At 69.0% G+C, this 19,404-nt stretch carries 19 protein-coding genes; 4 read left to right on the top strand and 15 right to left on the bottom strand.

Annotated features, from left to right (window positions below; genetic code table 11):
• Window positions 1-13 precede the first annotated feature (13 nt).
• On the top strand, window positions 14-1,630 hold the full coding sequence (locus tag AB0D59_RS36905) for a multicopper oxidase domain-containing protein (RefSeq protein WP_362575017.1): 1,617 nt from the start codon (window positions 14-16) through the stop codon (window positions 1,628-1,630).
• A gap of 82 nt (window positions 1,631-1,712) precedes the next feature.
• On the opposite strand, the gene AB0D59_RS36910 is transcribed toward AB0D59_RS36905, so the two are convergent.
• The 3 genes from AB0D59_RS36910 to AB0D59_RS36920 form a co-directional block, all read right to left on the bottom strand.
• Window positions 1,713-2,876, bottom strand: a complete 1,164-nt coding sequence (locus AB0D59_RS36910) for a cysteine desulfurase family protein (RefSeq protein WP_362575019.1) — start codon at window positions 2,874-2,876, stop codon at window positions 1,713-1,715.
• A 164-nt stretch (window positions 2,877-3,040) separates the two neighbouring features.
• The gene (locus AB0D59_RS36915) at window positions 3,041-3,313 is read right to left on the bottom strand and encodes a DUF4190 domain-containing protein (RefSeq protein ID WP_362575146.1); all 273 of its coding nucleotides are present in this window, start codon (window positions 3,311-3,313) and stop codon (window positions 3,041-3,043) included.
• A gap of 33 nt (window positions 3,314-3,346) precedes the next feature.
• Window positions 3,347-3,514, bottom strand: coding sequence for a hypothetical protein (locus AB0D59_RS36920; RefSeq protein WP_362575021.1), 168 nt, complete (start codon window positions 3,512-3,514; stop codon window positions 3,347-3,349).
• A gap of 122 nt (window positions 3,515-3,636) precedes the next feature.
• On the opposite strand from AB0D59_RS36920, the gene AB0D59_RS36925 reads away from it, so the two are divergent.
• The gene (locus AB0D59_RS36925) at window positions 3,637-4,266 is read left to right on the top strand and encodes a TetR family transcriptional regulator (protein WP_362575023.1); all 630 of its coding nucleotides are present in this window, start codon (window positions 3,637-3,639) and stop codon (window positions 4,264-4,266) included.
• A 64-nt stretch (window positions 4,267-4,330) separates the two neighbouring features.
• Here AB0D59_RS36925 and AB0D59_RS36930 read toward each other — a convergent pair whose 3' ends face one another.
• Window positions 4,331-4,717, bottom strand: a complete 387-nt coding sequence (locus tag AB0D59_RS36930; protein ID WP_362575025.1) for a hypothetical protein — start codon at window positions 4,715-4,717, stop codon at window positions 4,331-4,333.
• A 205-nt stretch (window positions 4,718-4,922) separates the two neighbouring features.
• Complete coding sequence (locus AB0D59_RS36935; RefSeq protein ID WP_362575027.1) at window positions 4,923-5,801, bottom strand: thioesterase family protein; 879 nt, start codon at window positions 5,799-5,801, stop codon at window positions 4,923-4,925.
• Window positions 5,802-5,973: 172 nt separating this feature from the next.
• Here AB0D59_RS36935 and AB0D59_RS36940 point away from each other — a divergent pair, with 172 nt between their 5' ends.
• Complete coding sequence (locus tag AB0D59_RS36940; RefSeq protein ID WP_362575029.1) at window positions 5,974-7,203, top strand: alpha/beta hydrolase-fold protein; 1,230 nt, start codon at window positions 5,974-5,976, stop codon at window positions 7,201-7,203.
• Here the strand turns inward: AB0D59_RS36940 and AB0D59_RS36945 are convergent.
• The 7 genes from AB0D59_RS36945 to AB0D59_RS36975 form a co-directional block, all read right to left on the bottom strand.
• A complete protein-coding gene (locus AB0D59_RS36945; RefSeq protein WP_362575031.1) occupies window positions 7,112-7,771 on the bottom strand; it encodes a trimeric intracellular cation channel family protein in 660 nt (219 codons plus the stop codon). The two genes, AB0D59_RS36940 and AB0D59_RS36945, sit on opposite strands and share 92 nt — an antisense overlap.
• Window positions 7,772-7,818: 47 nt before the next feature.
• Window positions 7,819-9,210, bottom strand: a complete 1,392-nt coding sequence (locus AB0D59_RS36950) for a M1 family metallopeptidase (RefSeq protein WP_362575033.1) — start codon at window positions 9,208-9,210, stop codon at window positions 7,819-7,821.
• Between the two features lie 100 nt (window positions 9,211-9,310).
• Window positions 9,311-10,726 carry a dipeptide ABC transporter ATP-binding protein gene (locus tag AB0D59_RS36955; RefSeq protein ID WP_362575035.1) on the bottom strand — a complete coding sequence of 472 codons (1,416 nt, stop codon included), beginning with the start codon at window positions 10,724-10,726 and terminating at the stop codon, window positions 9,311-9,313.
• Complete coding sequence (locus AB0D59_RS36960) at window positions 10,723-11,820, bottom strand: ABC transporter ATP-binding protein (RefSeq protein WP_362575037.1); 1,098 nt, start codon at window positions 11,818-11,820, stop codon at window positions 10,723-10,725. Before AB0D59_RS36960 ends, AB0D59_RS36955 begins: the two co-directional genes overlap by 4 nt.
• Window positions 11,817-12,818 (bottom strand): ABC transporter permease, encoded by a 1,002-nt coding sequence (locus AB0D59_RS36965; RefSeq protein WP_362575039.1) that lies wholly within the window; start codon window positions 12,816-12,818, stop codon window positions 11,817-11,819. Before AB0D59_RS36965 ends, AB0D59_RS36960 begins: the two co-directional genes overlap by 4 nt.
• A gap of 125 nt (window positions 12,819-12,943) precedes the next feature.
• The gene (locus AB0D59_RS36970) at window positions 12,944-14,713 is read right to left on the bottom strand and encodes an ABC transporter substrate-binding protein (RefSeq protein ID WP_362575041.1); all 1,770 of its coding nucleotides are present in this window, start codon (window positions 14,711-14,713) and stop codon (window positions 12,944-12,946) included.
• 92 nt (window positions 14,714-14,805) lie between these two features.
• Complete coding sequence (locus AB0D59_RS36975) at window positions 14,806-15,801, bottom strand: ABC transporter permease (protein WP_362575043.1); 996 nt, start codon at window positions 15,799-15,801, stop codon at window positions 14,806-14,808.
• Between the two features lie 615 nt (window positions 15,802-16,416).
• Between AB0D59_RS36975 and AB0D59_RS36980 the strand changes: the two genes are divergently transcribed.
• Window positions 16,417-16,719, top strand: coding sequence for a hypothetical protein (locus tag AB0D59_RS36980; RefSeq protein ID WP_362575045.1), 303 nt, complete (start codon window positions 16,417-16,419; stop codon window positions 16,717-16,719).
• Between the two features lie 71 nt (window positions 16,720-16,790).
• On the opposite strand, the gene AB0D59_RS36985 is transcribed toward AB0D59_RS36980, so the two are convergent.
• The 3 genes from AB0D59_RS36985 to AB0D59_RS36995 all read right to left on the bottom strand — a co-directional run bounded on the left by AB0D59_RS36985 (window position 16,791) and on the right by AB0D59_RS36995 (window position 19,387).
• The gene (locus tag AB0D59_RS36985) at window positions 16,791-17,588 is read right to left on the bottom strand and encodes an enhanced serine sensitivity protein SseB C-terminal domain-containing protein (protein ID WP_362575047.1); all 798 of its coding nucleotides are present in this window, start codon (window positions 17,586-17,588) and stop codon (window positions 16,791-16,793) included.
• Between the two features lie 175 nt (window positions 17,589-17,763).
• Window positions 17,764-18,555 carry an enhanced serine sensitivity protein SseB gene (locus AB0D59_RS36990; RefSeq protein ID WP_362575048.1) on the bottom strand — a complete coding sequence of 264 codons (792 nt, stop codon included), beginning with the start codon at window positions 18,553-18,555 and terminating at the stop codon, window positions 17,764-17,766.
• A gap of 103 nt (window positions 18,556-18,658) precedes the next feature.
• Window positions 18,659-19,387, bottom strand: coding sequence for an AAA family ATPase (locus tag AB0D59_RS36995; protein WP_362575148.1), 729 nt, complete (start codon window positions 19,385-19,387; stop codon window positions 18,659-18,661).
• Window positions 19,388-19,404 lie beyond the last annotated feature (17 nt).

Raw genomic sequence — 19,404 nt, forward strand, 5'->3', positions numbered from 1 at the left:
AAACATCCCCGCCATGACCCACACCTCAGAGCCCTCCTTCGAGACGGGCGGCAGCGAAGAGCAGGACACCCGCGGCAGGCGCCGGCGCGCCAAGGGCGCGGAGCACTCCAAGGACGAGCGCGTCACCGGGGCCGAGCACTCCAAGGACGCGACGGCCAAGCGCGGCAAGGGCGTTCACCGGCGGAAGTTCCTCGGCGGCATGGCCGGTGTCGGCCTGGGCGCCGTCGCCGCGGGCGGGGCGACCTTCGCCCTGCTGACCGACGCGAACGGCAACAAGGCGGGCGCCGCGACCAACACCGCCACCCTGTCCGTCCCGGACCTCCTGGAGGGCACCACCTCCGACAGCACCACCACCTACACGATCGAGGCGCAGACCGGCAGCGCCGAGGTGATCAGCGGTGTCACCAGCACCACCGCCGGCTACAACCAGTCCTTCCTCGGCCCGACCATGAAGTGGACCAAGGGCAACACGGTCCTCCTCAACATCACCAACAGCCTGGGCGAGGACACCACGGTCCACTTCCACGGGGCGCACGTCCCGGCCAAGATGGACGGCGGTCCCCAGGTCGCCTTCGCCGACGGGGAGACCTGGGCGCCGACCTTCGAGGTGCTCGACGAGCCCATGACGCTCTGGTACCACCCGCACGCCCTGGGCACCACGGCCAAGCAGGCCGTGCACGGCCTGGCCGGCATGATCATCGTCGAGGACGACGACAACACCACCAGCGCCGCGCTGCCCACCACCTACGGCACCGACGACATCCCGCTGATCTTCCAGTGCCTGGCCGTGGACGCCGACGGTGACATCAAGTACGACCTCACCGGCTACCTCAGCGGCGACCTGAACTACCCACTGCTGGTCAACGGCACCAACGTCGACGACACCACACTCACCTTCTCCGCGACCAAGACCCGGACCCGGTTCCGGCTGCTCAACGCCTCGCCGTCGGACATCATCACCATCCAGCGCAGCGACGGCGGCACGATGTCGCAGATCGCCACCGACCAGGGCTATCTGTCCGCGGCGACGGACGTGACCGAGATCCGGCTGGTGGCCGGCGCCCGAGCCGAGATGGTCATGGACCTGTCGGACGATGTCACCCTCCAGGCGGTCGTCACCACCGGCTGGGTGCGCGGCGGCAGCGGCACGTACGACTTCCTGACCGTCGCCGCCGGCGGCACCGACACCCCGGACGACCTGCCCACCTCGCTGCGGACCATCGACCGGTACGACACCAGCGACTTCACCGCGCGGACCATCACCCTCGGCCAGTCCGGCACGACCATGACCATCAACGGCTCGGCCGGCACGAGCATGAGCTCGATGGCCATGATCAGTACGACGCTGGGCTCCAAGGAGATCTGGACGATCAAGAACGGCACGCAGCTGGAGCACTCGTTCCATCTGCACGACGTGCCGTATCAGCTGATCTCCATCAACGGCGAGGATCCGACCGGCGTCCAGCTCGGCTGGTACGACACCTACGAGGTGGTCGGCGGCGGCTCCATCGAGATCGCCATGGAGTTCACCGACTTCACCGACGACACGTACATGTACATGCTCCACTGCCATCTCCTGCAGCACGAGGACGAGGGGATGATGGCGTCCCTCATGGTCACCGAGAGCTAGCCTGAACCTGGTCTCTCGGGAAGGCTGCCGCCGGCGGTGGAAGCGCCGGCGGCAGCCGCTCGACTCGCCCTCGTCGCCGGGCTCAGCTCAGTCCGGCGGCCCGGGCCCGCTCCACCGCCGGGCCGATCGCCTTCGCGACCGCCTCCACGTCGGCCTGGGTGGAGGTGTGGCCGAGCGAGAAACGGAGGGTGCCGCGGGCCAGGTCCGGGTCGGTCCCGGTGGCCAGCAGGACGTGGCTGGGCTGGGCCACCCCGGCCGTGCACGCGGAGCCCGTCGAGCACTCGATGCCCTGCGCGTCGAGCAGCAGGAGCAGCGAGTCGCCCTCGCAGCCGGGGAAGGTGAAGTGCGCGTTGGCCGGGAGGCGTTCCACCGGGTCGCCGCCGAGGATCGCGTCCGGTACGGCCGTCCGCACGGCCTCGATCAAGTGGTCGCGCAGGGCGCCGATCTCGCGGGCGAACCACTCGCGGCGCTCGACGGCGAGCTTCGTCGCGACCGCGAAGGAGGCGATCGCCGGGACGTCGAGGGTGCCGGAGCGGACGTGCCGCTCCTGGCCGCCACCGTGCAGCACCGGTACGGGGGTGTAGTCACGGCCGAGGAGCAGGGCTCCGATGCCGTAGGGGCCGCCGACCTTGTGGCCGGAGACGGTCATCGCGGCGAGGCCACAGGCGGCGAAGTCCACCGGGGTCTGGCCGACGGCCTGGACCGCGTCGGCGTGCAGGGGGATACCGAACTCGCTTGTCACGTCGGCGAGTTCACGGACCGGCAGGATCGTGCCGATCTCGTTGTTGGCCCACATGACGGTGGCGAGGGCCACGTCGTCGGGGTTGCGGGCGATCGCCTCGCGCAGCGCCTCGGGGTGGACCCGGCCGTAGCTGTCGACGGGGAGGTACTCCACCGTCGCGCCCTCGTGTTCGCCGAGCCAGTGGACCGCGTCGAGGACCGCGTGGTGTTCGACGGGGCTGCACAGTATGCGGGTACGGGTGGGGTCGGCGTCGCGGCGGGACCAGTAGAGGCCCTTGACCGCGAGGTTGTCGGCCTCGGTGCCGCCGGAGGTGAAGACGACCTCGCTGGGGCGGGCGCCCAGTGCTTCCGCGAGGGTTTCCCTGGATTCCTCGACCGTGCGGCGGGCCTTGCGGCCGGAGGCGTGCAGGGAGGACGCGTTGCCGGTGACGCCGAGGGTGGCGGTGAGGGTTTCTACCGCCTCCGGGAGCATCGGGGTCGTGGCGGCGTGGTCGAGGTAGGCCATGGTGGGGTCGATTCTACGGGGGGCGGGGCGAGGATCGCCCAGCGCCGTAGGAGTCGATCGCCGTGGGCGGGTGCGGGCCGCCGGTGGCCGGTCACGCCCACGCGGCGGAGCCGCACATGGACACAGCCCCGCGCCCCTTTGGGGCGCGCTGTCCTGAGCTCTGTTTACAGGCTCCAGGACACCGTGTTCGAGACCTCCATCGCGATCGCGAGGACGGCCAGGTCCGCGATGCCCAGGGCCAGGCCCAGGTAGGCGCGGCCCTTGCGGCTCGTGCCGCGCCACAGGGACACCAGGGCCAGGACGATGGCGATCGGGCCCAGGAACAGGTTCAGGACGAGGAGGCCGAGGAGGCCGAGGATGAAGGACGCCACGGCCATGCCGTCGGCGTCGCGGGTGCCGGCTTCGGGGTGGGTGGTGGCCGGGGCGGTGAGGTGCAGCATGGCTCAGCTCCTGGAAGTCGTGGTGGACGGTCAGTTGGCCGAGGTGCGGCGTCGGCGGGCGAGGCGCTCGCGGAGCGCGAAGACGGCCAGCCAGACGGCGATCACGGCGGCGAGTCCTACGGTGACGTCGAGCGGCGTGTGGGCCACGGTGCCCAGCACCACGCCGAGCAGCATGAGTGCGGCGACGAGGAACAGCATGGGATTCGATCCCCCCTCCGTTAAGTTTGGGTGAACGGTTGTAGTAACAGTTGTTCACTGACTTCGAGTCTAGCAACTCCCACGGCTTTCCAATTCCGGAGAACAGTTGTTAACTGGATGACATGAGTCACACCCTCGGCATCCGACAGGCCCAGAAACAGAAGACCCGCCAGGCCTTCCTGGACGCGGCGCTGGGGCTGTTGGAGGAGCAGAGCCTGAGCAGCCTGGGACTACGCGAGGTCACCCGGGCCGTCGGTGTCGCCCCGACCGCCTTCTACCGGCACTTCCGTTCCACCGACGACCTGGGCGTCGCCCTCGTCGACGAGGCGCTCGGCAGCCTGCACCCCATGGTCCGCACGACCGTCTCCACGCCCGGCCCGGAGCGCATCACCCGTGCCGTGCGGCTGATCGCCGACCATGTGGCCGCGCACCCGGCGCACGTGCGGTTCATCGCCCGGGAGCGGCACGGCGGAGTACAGCCGGTGCGCGAGGCCATCCGGGACCAACTGGCCCGGTTCGCCGAGGAGGTCAGGACCGAGCTGGCCAAGGACCCCGAGGCCGCCGGGTGGAACGACGACGACCTGCTGATGCTCGCCCACCTGTACGTGGACCAGATGCTCATCACCGCGTCCCTGTTCCTGGAGACCCTGGAGTCGCCGGAGCCCTCGGAGGCGGAGCGGCAGCGCGTCACCCAGGTCGCCGCCCGCCAGATGCGGCTGATCAGCCTCGGCCGGCAGCACTGGCTGGACTAGGACACACGAAGGGGCGGTGCGTCCGGTCGCCGGACGCACCGCCCCTGTCGTGCCACGCCTGGCGTCAGCTCTTCGTGGCCTGCTGGGTCGGTGCCCCGCTGGGCGCCGCACCGCCCGCGCCGGGACCGCCCTGACCGCCGCCGCAACCGCCGCCGCCCTGACCGCCGCCGGGGCCGCCCTGGCCGCCGGCGCCCGCACCGCCGCTCGGCATGCCGGTGGGGGTGCCGGTCGGCTTGACGGTGGAGTTGCCCGTGGGCGCACCGGAGGGAGCGCCGCTCGGCCTTCCGGAGGCGTTGCCGGTCGGCATGCCCGACGGCGCCTGACAGGACTGCGTTTGGCCGGAGTTGCCGCTGCCGGAGGACGACGACGAGTCGCCCGAGCCGCACGCGGTCAGCAGCAGCGGAGACACGGCGAGCAGGGCGACCGCGGGGACGAGACGTACACGCTTCATGAGAGCCAGCTCCATAAAGGATGAGGGAGTCCTGAGACGTGGCACTCAACCAACGGCGCTTAGGGCGTACTTGGGCCCGCGCTGTCCCCGGCCTGTGACTCGGGTAAAGGGCGGCTCGAATCACGGCGCTGACCTGCGTCTTTCCGGACGGCGCGGTTTACTCGCTGGTACACGTCCGTGACAGAACGGGGTCCCGGCGGAGACGTCAGCCGAGGCGGACCCGGGCCAACTGCCGCGACTGGGCGACGAGTCGGTCCGCACTGTCCCAGACCTCGGCGTCCTCCTCCAGGAAGCCGCCGGCCAGGTTGCGGGTGGTGATGGAGACGCGCAGCGGGCCCGGGGCGGGGCGGTGACGGACGTGGACGGTGAGTTCGACCGTGGGGACCCAGCCCTTGAGGCCGATCTCGAAGGCGGTCGGCGGCAGCGCGTCGACCGCCAGGAGCAGGGACAGGGGGTCGGCGTCACGGCCGTCCGCGAGGCCGAACCAGGAGCGCATCTCACCCCGGCCGGAGGGGGCGCCGAGGGCCCAGCCCAGGGTCGACGGGTCCAGCTTGAGCATCAGGCGTTCGGTGATGGCGGAGCTGCCGTCGACGGGCGCCGGACCACCCGACGGCAGTCGGATGTCTGATGCGGTCTCGGGCCCGAAGCACTGGTCCATGGACGGGATGGCGGGCGGGGCCGCCGTGGTGCGCACGTCGTCGGGGAGGGTGGCGAGGTCGCCGTAGGAGGCGAGGACGCGGATGCGTTCGACCTCCTTGCCGTCGCCGTCGTACTGGAAGAGCGAGGCCTGGCCGGTGGAGAGGGTGCGGCCGGTGCGGACGGTGTCCGTGCGGATCACGGCCGGGCCCGGCTGGGACGCGGTCAGGTAGTGCGCGGAGATGGTGAACGGGTCCGGATGCGGCAGCGTGTCCGCGAGGGCCCGGCCGAGGACGGCCAGCAGATAGCCGCCGTTGACGGCGCTGATGATGGTCCAGCCGGCCGAGAGGTCGATGTCGTAGACCCCGGGCGCACGCCGGGTGACCGCGGTGTCGCGGTCGAACTCGCTGTCGCCGATCACGGCTCGCGTGGAAGCTGCTTCTGGCATGGCTGAACAGTACAACAGGAAATTACTAAGCGGTAGCTTTTCCGAGATGGGGGCCGCTCATACGATGATCGACGGGTAAGGGGTCCCCCCGCCGGGTGAGGTTCCGGCAATTTCTAGGTAAGTGTCCGGACACGTCCGTAACCCGGAGCCGGGAATTCCCCTCTATGGGGACATGAGCCTCACCGGGACTCCGTTCCTCTACACGACCATCGTCCTGTCCGTGGTCGCCCTCATACTGCCGCTCGTCCTGTGGTCGAGGATGCGCGGACCCCAGGCCGTGCGCACCGTGGCCCGGGTCCTGATGCTGCTGTTCGCGCAGGCCACCGCGGTGACGCTGATCTTCGTAGTGGTCAACAACCAGAACGACCTGTACGACAACTGGGCCGACCTGCTCGGCACCGGCGACCATGTCCAGCAGGCCGCGAACCTCGGCCAGGACGGGACCGGCGGCATAGCGCTGAAGCGGTTGCCCAAGGTGAGGCAGACCTTCACGACGGCCGAGGGAGCGGCCATGCACGCGGCCGGCGGGGTACGGGTCACCCAGCTCAAGGGCCGGGTCTCGGGCGTGAACGCCGAGGTCTACGTCTGGCTGCCGCCCCAGTACGACGAACCGGCGTACCGCAACCACAGGTTCCCGGTGGTGGAGCTGCTGCCGGGCTACCCCGGCTCGGCCAAGGCCTGGTTCGGTTCACTGAAGGTGCACGAGCAACTGCTGCCGCTGATGAGGAGCGGCAGGGTCGCGCCCTTCATCCTGGTCGCCCCGCGCACCAACCTGCTGGCCGGTGTGGACACCGGCTGCGCCAACATCCCGGGCACGGTGAACGCCGACAGCTGGCTCAGCATCGACGTGCCGAGGATGGTGACCGACAACTTCCGCGCCGCCGCGGCTCCGGCGAACTGGGCGGTCGCCGGCTACTCCGCGGGCGCGCACTGCGCGGTCAAGCTGGCCGTGGCCCACCCGGACCGCTACCGGGCCGCGATCAGCCTCTCCGGCTACAACGACCCGATCGGCGAACGCAATTCGCTCGCCGCGCAGAGCGTGACCCTGCGCGAGCGGAACAACCCCTACCTGCTCCTCAGGAAGGCGGCCACGCCACCCCGGATCGCCCTCTACCTCTCCGGTGAGTCCGGCGACGGCTACCAGGCCGGAGTGGCGCTCGAACAGCTCGCCAAGGCCCCGACCACCGTGCACGTGGTGTTCCTGCCACGCAGCGCGGGCGGCCACAACATGGCGCTGTGGCGGCCCCAGGTGCCGACGGTCTTCGCATGGCTGACGGTCAACATGGGCCAGAGCCGTGCCCACTCCGGTCCTACTCCTCGCGAACCGTCGTCCGTCGATTCCACGCACGCGGCGCTCGCCAGTGGAACCGCATCGCGAGCAGGCGCAGCACGAAAGCGGTGACGACCGCCAGCCCGCTGGTGAACGGGGTCAGCGTGTCGTAGTGGATGCACAGCGCCACCATCGTCGCCCCGACGATCGCCGGGACCGCGTACAGGTCGCGGTCCCAGCGCAGCAGCGAGGGAACCTCGTTGGCGAGCACGTCCCTGAGCACACCGCCGCCGACCGCGGTGGCGAGCCCCAGGGCGACCGAGGCGGTCAGGTTGAGGCCGTAGGAGTACGCCTTCGTGGTGCCGGTCACGCAGAACAGGCCGAGGCCGGCCGCGTCGAAGACCAGGACCGACGACTGGATGCGCTCGACGTGCGGGTGCAGGAAGAACACCACGAGCGCCGTGAGCAGCGGGGTGATGAAGTACCCCAGGTCCGTGAAGGCGGCCGGGGGCACCGCCCCGATGATCACGTCCCGGAAGATCCCTCCGCCCAGCGCGGTGACCTCGGCGAGCACGGCGATGCCGAAGACGTCGAAGTTCTTGCGGACGGCCAGCAGCGCGCCGGAGATGGCGAACACGAAGATACCGATGACGTCGAGCGTGTGCTGGACGGAGGGAGAGAAGAGTTGCTGGAGCTGCACCCTGACATTGTGACCTGTCAGGGTGCATGAACCTTACAAAGCCAGGCTCACAGGGCGGGTTTCCCTGTGGTGAACAGCCAGGTCTGGAACAGGTCGTCGAGCTGCTGCCCGGAGACCTTCTCCGCGAGCCGGATGAAGTCGGCGGTGTCGGCGTTGCCGTAGCGGTGCAGCTTCGTCCAGGCGGGGAGGAGCTTGAAGAACGCGGTGTCCCCGATCCGTTCGCGCAGCATCTGGAGGGTCATCGCGCCGCGCTGGTAGACGGCGGAGGCGAACATGGTGTCGCGCTGCGGGTCGGCGACGACGGTCCCCCAGAAGGGGTTGTCGGCGGCGCGGGAGTTGTAGCCGGCCAGGAAGGAGTCGTGGGCCGAGCGGGTGCCCTGGTGCTCCGCCCACAGCCACTGGGCGTAGGTGGCGAAGCCCTCGTTGAGCCAGATGTCCTTCCACTGCGCCACGCTCACCGAGTCGCCGAACCACTGGTGGGCCAGCTCGTGCACGATCGTCGTCTCGTTGCGCACCGCCGAGTAGGCAGGCTTGCTCTGCACCTCCAGCGAGAACCCCGCCTCCGGCATGTCGTCGACGATCGCGCCGGTCTCCTCGAACGGGTACGGCCCGAAGACCTGCGACCAGTAGTCGGTGGCGGCGGCCGTCACGGCGTACACGTCGACGCTGTTGCTGTTCGCGAGGACCGGGTCGATGGCGACGTAGATCGGGATGCCGGAGGGCGTCTTCCCGGTCTGCACGTCGAACTTCCCGATGGTGGCGGTGGCGAGATAGGTCGCCATGGGCCTGCTCTCGCGCCAGTGGCTGTACGTCGAGGCGCCCTTGTCGTACGTCGAGACCAGCCGGCCGTTGGAGACGCCGGTCAGGCCCTTGGGCGCCTTGATCCGGATGTCGTAGGTGGCCTTGTCGGAGGGGTGGTCGCTGGACGGGAACCAGGTGGAGGCGGCGTTGGGCTCGCAGGCGACGAAGACGCCGTCCGCGGTCTTCATCCAGCCGTAGTCGGAGCCGAAGACGATGGGGCCGTTGAGGGCCTCGGGTATCCCGCCGTAGGTGACGGAGACGGTGAACTCGTGTCCCTTGGGCAGCGGGTTCCTCGGCGTGACGGTGATCTCGTCGCCGGTGCGCGTGAACTGGGCGCGTCTGCCGTTCACTTCGACGCGCGTGACCTCCAGCTTCTGGAGGTCGAGATCGAAGGTGGAGAGGTTCTGGGTGGCGCGGGCGGTGAGGGTGGTACGGCCGTCCAGGCGGCCGGTGTCCGGGGCGTAGGCGACGTCGAGGTCGTAGTGGCGGGCGTCGAAGCCGCCGTTGCCGAGCTGCGGGAAGTAGGGGTCGCCGATGCCGTCGGCGCCCGGGGTGGGGGCGGGCGCGGCCGCGATGACGAAGGAGGCGGCTGCCGCGGTCGCGACAGCCGCCAGACGTGCCGAACGGGAGAGGCGCATGAGTCGTCCCTTTCGAGCGTGCTGGTCAGCGAACAGACACGGTCGACTCTGCGCCCTCCCGTCAGGGCATGTACATGCCTTTACCCAGTTGTGTCATGGGCTACTTGCCCGTTGACTCCTGGGAGTTCTGTGACTCGGCTGTGGAGGCGTCAGAAGCCTCGGACTCCTCGGCCGTCTCCGGCGCCTCCGCCTCAGCGACCGCCTCCGTTGCCTCCGCCTCGGCGACCGGTTCCGGCGTCTCCGCCTCGGCGACCGGTTCCGGTGCCTCCGCCTCAGCGACCGCCTCCGGTGCCTCCGCCTCCGCGGCCGGCTGCTCCGCCGTCTTGGCCTCGGCGGCCGTCTCCGCCTCCAGTGCGGCCACCGCCGCCGACGTCTCCGCCGACTCCGCCAGCACCTCGTCGGCGACCAGTTCGGCCGCCTCCTTGGCCACGGTCAACAGCACGGTGTCCTGCGGGGCCTGGTCCTCGAAGTTCTCCGGGTGGTGGCAGGCGACCTGCTGACCGGGCTTCAGCTCGACGAGCGCCGGCTCGGTCGTCTTGCAGATCTCCGTCGCCTTCCAGCACCGGGTGTGGAAGCGGCAGCCGCTCGGCGGGGAGATCGGCGAGGGCACGTCGCCCTTGAGGAGGATGCGGTCGCTCTTGGCGTTCCTGCGCCGCGGGTCCGGGATCGGCACCGCCGACATGAGCGCCTTGGTGTACGGGTGCATCGGCGCCTTGTACAGCGACTCGCGGTCGGCCAGCTCCACGATCTTGCCGAGGTACATCACCGCGATCCGGTCCGAGACGTGCCGGACCACCGAGAGGTCGTGCGCGATGATCACGTACGTCAGGCCGAGCTCCTGCTGGAGGTCGTCCAGCAGGTTGACGACCTGGGCCTGGATCGACACGTCGAGCGCGGAGACCGGCTCGTCCGCCACGACCAGCTTCGGGTTCAGGGCGAGCGCGCGGGCGATGCCGATGCGCTGGCGCTGACCGCCGGAGAACTCGTGCGGATAGCGGTTGTAGTGCTCGGGGTTGAGGCCCACGACCGACAACAGCCGCTGGACCTCCGCCCGGACACCGCCCGGGGGCGTGACGCCCTGGAGCTTGAAGGGGGCGCTGATGATCGTGCCGATGGTGTGGCGCGGGTTCAGCGAGGAGTACGGGTCCTGGAAGATCATCTGCACGTCGCGGCGCAGCGGACGCATGGCGCCCACACCGAGGTGGGTGATGTCCCTGCCCTCGAACTCGACCTTGCCGCCGGTCGGCTCCAGCAGCCGGGTGATCAGCCGGCCCATCGTCGACTTGCCGCAGCCCGACTCGCCCACGACGCCCAGCGTCTCACCGGACTTGACCTCGAAGTCGAGGCCGTCGACCGCGTGCACGGCACCGACCTGCCGCTGGAGCAGGCCTTTTCTGATCGGGAAGTGTTTCTGGAGCCCGGTCACCTTCAGCAGGGTCTCGCCGGGGGCGGCGTCCTTGGTGAGGGTGGCGCCTTCGCTCTGCGCAGGGATGGTCACCGCTTTGTCCTCGCTCACAGCTTCGGCGCAATCTCTTCGGTCCAGATCCGCTCCCGCTGTTCATGCGTCATGTGGCAGGCGGCCCAGTGCTGGCTGCCGACCTCGGTCAGCTCGGGGCGGACCGTGCGGGTGACGTTGTCCTTCGGGACGTCGGCGTACGGGCAGCGCGGGTTGAAGGCGCAGCCGGACGGGACGTTGATCAGCGAGGGCGGGGATCCCTTGACCGGGATCAGGCGCTCCTGCTGCTCACGGTCGAGGCGGGGCATCGAGCCGAGCAGTCCCCAGGTGTAGGGGTGGCGGGGCTCGTAGAACACCTCCTCGGCCGGTCCGCGCTCGATGCAGCGGCCGCCGTACATCACCAGGATGTCGTCGGCGAGTTCGGCGACGACGCCCAGGTCGTGGGTGATGATGATGACCGCGGAGCCGAACTCCGTCTGCAGATCCCGGATCAGGTCGAGGATCTGCGCCTGGACGGTCACGTCCAGGGCGGTCGTCGGCTCGTCCGCGATGAGCAGCTCGGGGTTGTTGACCAGCGACATCGCGATCATCGCGCGCTGGCGCATACCGCCGGAGAACTCGTGCGGGTAGCTGTCGATGCGCTTGTCGGGCTGCGGGATGCCCACCCGGTCGAGCATCTCGACCGCGCGCTTCTTCGCGGTCTTCTTGTCGACGTCGTGGTGGATCCGGTACGCCTCCACGATCTGCTGGCCGATCGTGTAGTACGGGTGCAGCGCGGACAGCGGGTCCTGGAAGATCATCGCCATGTCCCGGCCGCGCAGCTTGCGCACGTGGTCGGGGTCGGCGGACAGCAGCTCGGTGCCGTCCAGCCAGATCTCGCCGGAGATCTGTGCCTTGCGCTTGCCGTACTGGCCGGCGGTGTGCAGGCCCATGATGCCGAGCGAGGTCACCGACTTGCCGGAGCCGGACTCGCCCACGATGCCGAGGGTCTTGCCCTTCTCCAACGTGAAGCTGAGCCCGTCGACGGACTTGACCAGGCCGTCGTCGGTCGGGAAGTGCACCTTCAGGTCGCGCACTTCCAGGAAGGACGTCGGGGCGGGCGAGGTGAGCGTGGGCTCGCCCACAGCCGCTCCGCTCTGGTGCAGTTCGGTCATCCCAGCCTCACTCGCGGGTCGATGGCAGCGTACAAGAGGTCCACGGCGAGGTTGGCGACGGCGATCGCGAGGGCCGCGAACAGGGTCACCCCGAGAATGACCGGCAGATCATGACTGCTGATCGCCTGGACCGCGGCGAGGCCGAGGCCAGGAAGGTTGAACGTGGACTCCGTCAGCACGGCACCGCCGAGCAGCGCACCGATGTCCAAGCCGAAGACGGTGAGGATCGGGGTCATCGCGGAGCGCAGGGCGTGTCTGGTGATGACCACCCGCTCCCCGAGTCCCTTGGCCCGGGCGGTGCGGATGTAGTCCTCTCCGAGCACCTCGAGCATGGTGGCCCGGGTCAGGCGTGCGTACATCGCGGCGTTGAGCAGGGCGAGCACGATCCATGGTAGAAGCAGCGTCTCGAACCACACCCCGATGGAGTCGCCCGTGTTCAGGTCGTCCTTGAGGTGGATCCAGCCAAGGCTGTGCACGAACAGGCCCATGGCCACCATGCCGGTGAAGAAGACCGGCAGGGAGACACCCGCGAGCGCGCCGACCATCGCGGCACGGTCCCAGAACGAGCCCCGCTTGAGCGCGGAGACGATACCGGCGGCGACACCTGCCACCAGCCACAGGACACACGCGCCGGCGGCGAGCGCGCCGGTGACGGGCATCGCCTCCTTCAAGGTGTCCCACACCGGCTTCTCGGTGACGAAGGAGTAGCCGAAGCAGGGCGCGGGGCAGTGCGTGACGTCGTTTCCGTTGGCGTAGTCACGTCCGAGCGGGATGCCCTTGATGAAGTCCCAGAACTGCACGAGCACCGGCTGGTCGAGACCGAGCTTGGTGCGAATGCCCTCGATCTGTTCGGCCCCGGTGGCCTTGCCCGCGAACAGGACGGCGACGTCCTGGCCCGCCCATTTCGGAAGGACGTAGAAGACGGTGAAGGTCGCGAGCAGAACGACCAGCACCATGACGATTATGGCGAACAGACGCCGGATGAGATAAGCAAGCACTGTGTGCGGCCCGGCGGTGGCCGGGCCTCCTCGTGGGAGGTCCCGGCCACCGCCAGGGCCATCACCTGCCCTTCGGACTGGCGGGTTTCGGCGGCAAGGGTGCGATCACTTCGGGTGTGCGTCGACTACTTGACGACGCCCAGCGAGACGTAGTCGTAGCGGCCGTTGTAGGCAGCGGACGAGTAGATGTTCGTCAGACGCGGACCGCGCCAGGAGATGTTCTTCTCGTAGATGAACGGCATCCAGTCGGCGTTGTCGAGGAGCTGCTTGTTCATCTGCTCGTAGTACGCCTTGGACTTGGCCGGGTCGGTCGACGCGATCGCCTCATCGAACAGCTTGTCGATCTGCGGGTCCTTGATCTGCGACTCGTTGTAGTTGCCGTTGTCGAAGATGAACCGGCTGTCGAACAGCGGCTGGCCGTAGCCCTGGCCGGTGGCGAAGTCGGGACCCCAACCGCTCATCGTCATGCCGTAGCCGCGCGACTTCACGACCTTCGGCGAGCCGGTGATGCTGGAGGACTGGGCACCGTCGATCGAGTCGACCTCGATCTTGATGCCGACCTTGGCGAGCTGCTCCTGCAGGGCCTCGGCCGTGTCCACCTCGGACGGGTTGTTGGTCCGCGCTGTGATCTTGGTGGAGAAGCCACTCGGCTTGCCACACTGCTTCAGCTCGTCCTTGGCCTTGGCGTCGTCCGGCTTGCCCTTGCGGGCCAGGATCCCGTAGGGGTCGTAGTCGGAGTAGCCCGGGATGGACGTCGGGAAGACCGAGTTGGCGATGGCACCGCCCGCCTGGGCGCCGCCACGGGTCTGCTGCAGGCCCGCGAAGTCGGTCGCGTAGAAGACGGCCTTGCGGCAGTGGACGTTGTCCAGGGGCTTCGCGCTGTGGACCAGGGCCACGTACCGGACGAAGGAGGTCTGGATGTTGTCGACGTCCGCCCGGTGGTCCTCGACCGCGGTGATACGGCCCGACTGGGTCATGCCGGTGCCGTTGACGTCGAGGTCGTAGTCACCTTCCATCAGCTTCTTGTCGTTCTCCTCCAGGTTGGCGGAGATCGTCACGGTGATCTTGTCCGGCAGCGCCGGACGGATCGGGTCCGAGGCCTTGTTCCAGGCGGTGTTGCGGACCAGCGTCAGGCTCTTGCCGGCGTCGTAGGACTGAACCTTGTACGGGCCCGAGGAGAACGGGTGCTGGGTGTACTTGGCACCCGTGTCCTTGCTCGCCTTGACCGGTGCGCCGGTGGGCATGGCGAGGAACTGCTCGAAGTCGGCGTTCGGCTTGGGCAGTTTGAAGACGATGGTCTGGTCGTCGGGGGTCGCGATGGCCTTCAGACCCAGCTTGTCCTTGGTCTTGTCCTTGTACGGACCCTTGTACTCGCCCTTGGGGTCGAGGGTCTGCTTGAGGTACGCCGGGCCTCCGGTGATCACGTCGGTGGCCCAGATACGCTCGATGCCGTACTTGACGTCCTCGGAGGTCAGCTTGGAGCCGTCCTCCCAGGTGAGTCCGGAGCGCAGCTTGTAGGTGTAGGTCTTGCCGTCGGTGGAGACCTGCGCGGGGCCGGTGGCCAGGTCGCCGACCAGCTTGTTGGAGGCGTCACCCGGCTTGGTGTCGTAGGTGACCAGGGTGCGGCTGAAGTACCGCATGAAGTCCCAGGTCATGCCGTAGTAGGTGCGCTGCGGGTCAAGGGAGTCGAAGTCCTGCTTGCCTATGAACTTCAGCGTCCCGCCCTTCTTGGTGGACGCGTTGACGACCTTGTTCAGGGCAGCGTTGAAGCCGGCGCCCTTGTCCTTGCTGTCGCTGTCGTCCCCGCCGCCGCCGCATGCGGTGGTACCCACCAGCGCTGCCACCACGAGAGACGCTCCGGCGACAAATCGCCGCCTCGGGAAACCTGTGGACATTTTCTCGTAACCTCCGAGATCCGCGTTCCCGGGCCTGTGCCGGAGAACCATGAAGAGAGCCACCTGACAGTAAGGCAGGGGCAAGAGGTGCGTCAGCGTGTTCCCTTGGGGTCCAGCGCATCACGCAAGCCGTCCCCGAAAAGGTTGAAAGCAAGGACGGTGACGAAGATCGTGACACCGGGGAAGACCATGAACATCGGGTCGTGCTCGTAGGTCTGCAGCGCGTCACGGAGCATGCCGCCCCATGACGCGGTCGGCGGCCGGACACCCGCCCCGAGGAAGCTGAGGGCCGCCTCGGTGAGGATATTGGTGGGAATCATGAGGGTCGCGTACACCAGGATCGGTGCGACGAGGTTGGGCAGCAGTTCCCTGAACAGAATGTGCCGACGTCCTCCGCCCAGGCTTCGCGCCGCTTCGATGTACTCGCGCTCCCTGAGGCTGAGCGTCTGACCGCGGACGATGCGGCCGACATAGGGCCACCCGAAGAAGCCGATGACCAGGACGAGGACAGCGATGCGCACTCCCGAGCCGGTCAGACCCAGCAGGTCGTCGGGCAGGACCGAGACCAGGGAGATGATGAACAGCAACTGCGGAAAGGAGAGCAGGGCGTCCATGACGCGGCTGATCAGCGAGTCGACCCAGCCTCCGAAGTAGCCCGCCACGACACCGAACAGCGTGCCGAGGACCACCGCGACCACCGCGGCGAGAAATGCCACGAGGAGCGAAATACGGGCACCGTAGATGATACGGCTGAAAACGTCCCGCCCCTTGTTGGGCTCGACTCCGAAGAGGTAGTCACCGCTCACACCGCCCCAAGCACCCTGGGGAAGGTTGGTGAAGGGGTCCAGCTTCTCCTGGTGGAATTCGTTCGGAGGGTGGCCGAGCAGCGAGACGATCAACGGAGCGAAGACCGCGACCAGTACCAGGAAGACCACGAAGACGCCCCCTGCGAGCGCCACCTTGTCCTGCTTCAGACGGCGCCAGGCGATCTGCTTGAGGGTCCGGCCCTCGATCTTCGTGCCGCCTCCCGTCTCCGGCGACACAGTGGGGGCCGCTTCCGCGGTCGTGTCGTGCAATGGCGCCGTCATCTGGCAGGGACCCCTCTCAACCGGCGGTAGCCGGCGCGCGTTTGCCGCTGGTAGCGGCCTCGAACGATCAGTCACACAGAGGGCGAACCCCTAGCGAAGGGAGTCTTAAACGCCCAAGCGATCAGTCGCCAGCCTTGACGGCGAATGGATGCGCAACCGTGATGCAAGCAGCGGTTTCCCGTTATGCGGACGCGGAATCGCGCGGGGCGAACACAAGGCCCGCCGACCCGGACCGGAGATGTGATTCACCTCACGCCGTGGAAACAACATGAAAGCATTCGCGGCCATTGCGCGGCAATTCACTGCCTGATCAATCGGGACAATCGACTCATCGGGCACAGGGCCCATCAGACGCAAAGGACGACATTTGAGGATTCCTTGAGCCTTCGTCAGCCGCGCCCGGCAACTCCGCTGGCGGATCCCGGACCCGGACGCCAGCGTCCCCACTGCCAACAGACAGAGCGCCCAACTCGCCCTCACCCATGGGCAGTTGGTCGTGTGCAGGGAGTCATGACGACAGGCGGGTAGCTCACCGCGCCGGCGCCGCCCTCGCGACGCCGGCGGGCTCACTGACCATCGTCGCGGTGTCGGCGGGTACGGCCTCGGCCGGCGCCGTTGTGGAGTTGCCCCGGCGAGGCCGAGGCGGAGATCGGCAAGTGGATCGCCGAGGCCGAGATCAAGGCCGGCGTGCAGCTCACGAAGAAGTGGTCCCACAAAGAGGAGTGGGAGTACGTGCTCTACATCGAGAAGGGCAGGACCCAGCGCATTCGGATGTGGCACCTGGCCAAGTCCCGGACCATCACGAAGTACATCTGGGACGTCGCCAAGTGCTCCAAGACCGAGGTGAAGTGGAAACACGCCATGGTCACCCCGATGAAGGGCGACTCCCACAACGAGTGGCTGCGCGAGAACGCGTGACACGCGACGCGTAGGAACGGGACCCCGCAGCGGTGCGGGGTCCCGTTTCGTCTGTGCGGACGGCAGGCGGCTCAGTAGCCCCTGCGGGCAGGCGGGTACCCGTATCCCGCCGCGTGCGCCGGTGGCGACGCCTCATGCGCCTCACGGTCGTAGAAGGGACGGGCACTCGCTCTCATCCACATCACGATCGGGTCGTACTCATCGGTTATGGCGACCGTGGATACCGGCAACCCGTCCGGCACCGCCCCGATCGACTGCTGCATCATCGCCCGCACCGAGTCCACCGCCGGCGGCGACGTGTCGTAGACGTCGAGGCCGATCGCAAGATACGGCGCCCCCAGCGCCGGCTGCACCCAGGCACGCCGCAGGGAGCGGACCGCGGCGGTACGGTGGGCGTTCTGCGACAGCAGCGCGTAGAACTGCGGGATCTCGATGGCCGGTTCCGACAGGCGCAGCGGCCCGGCGGGCTGCCGGTCCAGTCCCGTCGCGATGCGGCGCAGGTCCAGCCAGGGGATGCCGACACCGCCGCCCGGGGCGTGCGGGTTGAGCCACAGACCGTAGTGGTCGGGATAGAGCGTGCGGGCCACGTCGAGACCGTCGACCACCTCGTACGAACGGTTCCAGCCGCTCGCCGAGAGTTCCTGGGCCGAGGTCACGCAGGGGGCGTAGCCGTGGCCGTCGACCTCCATGTTCCCGTACTGGGCGTCGGGGGAGCCGGCCTGGCCGTGCCAGAGCAGCATCCAGATCTGGCCGGAGGAGGGCGTGGCGAGGGCGCGGAGGAGTGCCTCGTAGGCGTCGTAGCGCCCGGGGGTTACCTGGCGCAGCATGTGCTCGACCTGTCCGGTCGCCGCGGTGCCGCTGGCGCTCACGTGTTACCGCCCCTTCATGTGTTACCCCGCGTTTGGAGACAGCTTATGCGCCCAAGGGGTGGGAGCCGATTGTCCGGACGCGAGTGCGGGTTCGTCGTGGAACTTCCCGCCCACGCGGCGGAGCCGCAGATCGGCACGGTCCCGCCTCCCTCGGTCGGGTACCCCAACGGCGTTTCTAGTGACCGTACTGATAGAAGGGGCGGACGTTCTCCCGCATCCAGTGGCCCACCGGGTCGTCCGCCACATCGAGCAGGACCAGGTTCACCGGCCACTTCACCGGGACCCGGCCGAGGGCCTTGCCCAGCGCCTCCAGGGGCAGCGCCCTGATGTCCCCCTCCCAGTGGGAGAGTTCGACGCCCACGAACATCACGGGGTCCGCCGTCTCGACCGCGGCCAGGCAGCGGCGGGCCGTGGCGACCACGCCGGTCCCGGCGAACTCGGCGGAGGCGGCGGCCAGGAAGTCCATCGGGTCGTCCTGCCAGTCCGGTTCGAAGAGCCGGACCCGGCCGCCCGAGGCGGGGCCGTCCAGTTCGCTGCGGCCGGTCCGGCACAGCTCGGCGACCGCCTCCGGCGGCAGCGGGACGCCCACCACTCCCCCGGGGTTCACGGCGATGCCGACCTGCGGGGGCAGACCGCGGGCGAACTCGACGGCCGGGGCGATCGTGTACGACAGATGGGAGCCGACCACCTGGCGGAACTGCTCCTCGGAGCTGAAGACCGGGACGTACACCCGGCCCTCGATCTCCGTGGTGGGCAGGTCCAGCGGGCCGCTGTGCGGGCCGCCGCCCTCCGGTAGCGGGATCCACAGGAAACTGCGGGCCAGTACCTCGATGAGCCGGCCCGCCGCCGCGGGGACGCCGAGGGAGGCCGACAGCACCTCCTCCAGTTCGTTGCCGGGCCAACCGCCGTGCGGGTGGGGGTGCGCCTGTGCCGGGAAGTCCGCGGGAATGTCCGCCGGGAAGTCCATCTGCCTACCGCCTGCTGGAAACCACTGCTGCTGAGGCTGAAAAGGCTAGCGGGTGGCTGTGACAATGCCTCACCCCGTGAGCCGCCCCGCTTTCCGGAAAGCCTCACCCGGCGGGCTCCTCCGCCTCCTGGAAGGCGATCCGGCACAGCACGTCCGCCGCGTCCCGGTCAAGCAGCACCGCGGAGCCGACGCCCTGGGGCAGCCCGCCCTGCTCCACCGCGCGCACCAGGCGGCCGGCGGCGTGACGGTGCCGCAGGAACGCGTACCGGGAGACGCCCCGGCCGCGCTCACGCTGGCCGTCCCGTGCCGTGCCCGGCGTGACGTCCAGGAGCAGCAGGTGCAGGGTGCCGCCGCGGCGGCGGGCCTCGCGGGCCAGCCAGTCGCGCACCCAGGCCTGGGTACCGCAGTCGTGCACCACCACGCCCTCGCCGGTGCGCAGCGCGCGGCGCAGTCCGGCGTAGTGCGCGAGGCGCACCAGCGGGCGGTAGAGGGCGTACGGCAGGAAGCGGGCCAGACGGGCGTCCCAGCGGTCGCGGGTGTCCTGGGAGTCGATCCGTCTGCCCTGGACGGTGCGGTGCATCAGGGTGGACTTGCCGCTTCCGGGCAGCCCGGTGACCACGACCAGGTCACGGGGGCCGAAGAGCAGACCGTGCGGGCTGTGGCCGGCCCGGTCGCGCAGATCGCGGACGACCGGCGCCATGGGGGTCCCCCCGCGCGAGCGCAGCCGAGCGTGGGGGAGCCCCCCGCACCGCTCGCGGGCCGGGGCCGTCGGCTGCTCGGGCAGGGCGATGCCCGTCGTCGCCGCGTATGCCGTGGTCCTTGTCACCGTGATCGTCCTCCCTGGGGTTC

Source organism: Streptomyces sp. NPDC048417, from assembly GCF_040651615.1.
Classification (GTDB): domain Bacteria; phylum Actinomycetota; class Actinomycetes; order Streptomycetales; family Streptomycetaceae; genus Streptomyces.

What these genes read in the sequence shown, in the direction of transcription:
- AB0D59_RS36905 (WP_362575017.1), top strand. Translation starts at nt 14, where the DNA reads ATGACCCACACCTCAGAGCCCTCCTTCGAGACGGGCGGCAGCGAAGAG.
- AB0D59_RS36910 (WP_362575019.1), bottom strand. Translation starts at nt 2,876, where the DNA reads ATGGCCTACCTCGACCACGCCGCCACGACCCCGATGCTCCCGGAGGCG.
- AB0D59_RS36920 (WP_362575021.1), bottom strand. Translation starts at nt 3,514, where the DNA reads ATGCTGTTCCTCGTCGCCGCACTCATGCTGCTCGGCGTGGTGCTGGGC.
- AB0D59_RS36925 (WP_362575023.1), top strand. Translation starts at nt 3,637, where the DNA reads ATGAGTCACACCCTCGGCATCCGACAGGCCCAGAAACAGAAGACCCGC.
- AB0D59_RS36930 (WP_362575025.1), bottom strand. Translation starts at nt 4,717, where the DNA reads ATGAAGCGTGTACGTCTCGTCCCCGCGGTCGCCCTGCTCGCCGTGTCT.
- AB0D59_RS36935 (WP_362575027.1), bottom strand. Translation starts at nt 5,801, where the DNA reads ATGCCAGAAGCAGCTTCCACGCGAGCCGTGATCGGCGACAGCGAGTTC.
- AB0D59_RS36940 (WP_362575029.1), top strand. Translation starts at nt 5,974, where the DNA reads ATGAGCCTCACCGGGACTCCGTTCCTCTACACGACCATCGTCCTGTCC.
- AB0D59_RS36950 (WP_362575033.1), bottom strand. Translation starts at nt 9,210, where the DNA reads ATGCGCCTCTCCCGTTCGGCACGTCTGGCGGCTGTCGCGACCGCGGCA.
- AB0D59_RS36960 (WP_362575037.1), bottom strand. Translation starts at nt 11,820, where the DNA reads ATGACCGAACTGCACCAGAGCGGAGCGGCTGTGGGCGAGCCCACGCTC.
- AB0D59_RS36970 (WP_362575041.1), bottom strand. Translation starts at nt 14,713, where the DNA reads ATGTCCACAGGTTTCCCGAGGCGGCGATTTGTCGCCGGAGCGTCTCTC.
- AB0D59_RS36975 (WP_362575043.1), bottom strand. Translation starts at nt 15,801, where the DNA reads ATGACGGCGCCATTGCACGACACGACCGCGGAAGCGGCCCCCACTGTG.
- AB0D59_RS36990 (WP_362575048.1), bottom strand. Translation starts at nt 18,555, where the DNA reads ATGGACTTCCCGGCGGACATTCCCGCGGACTTCCCGGCACAGGCGCAC.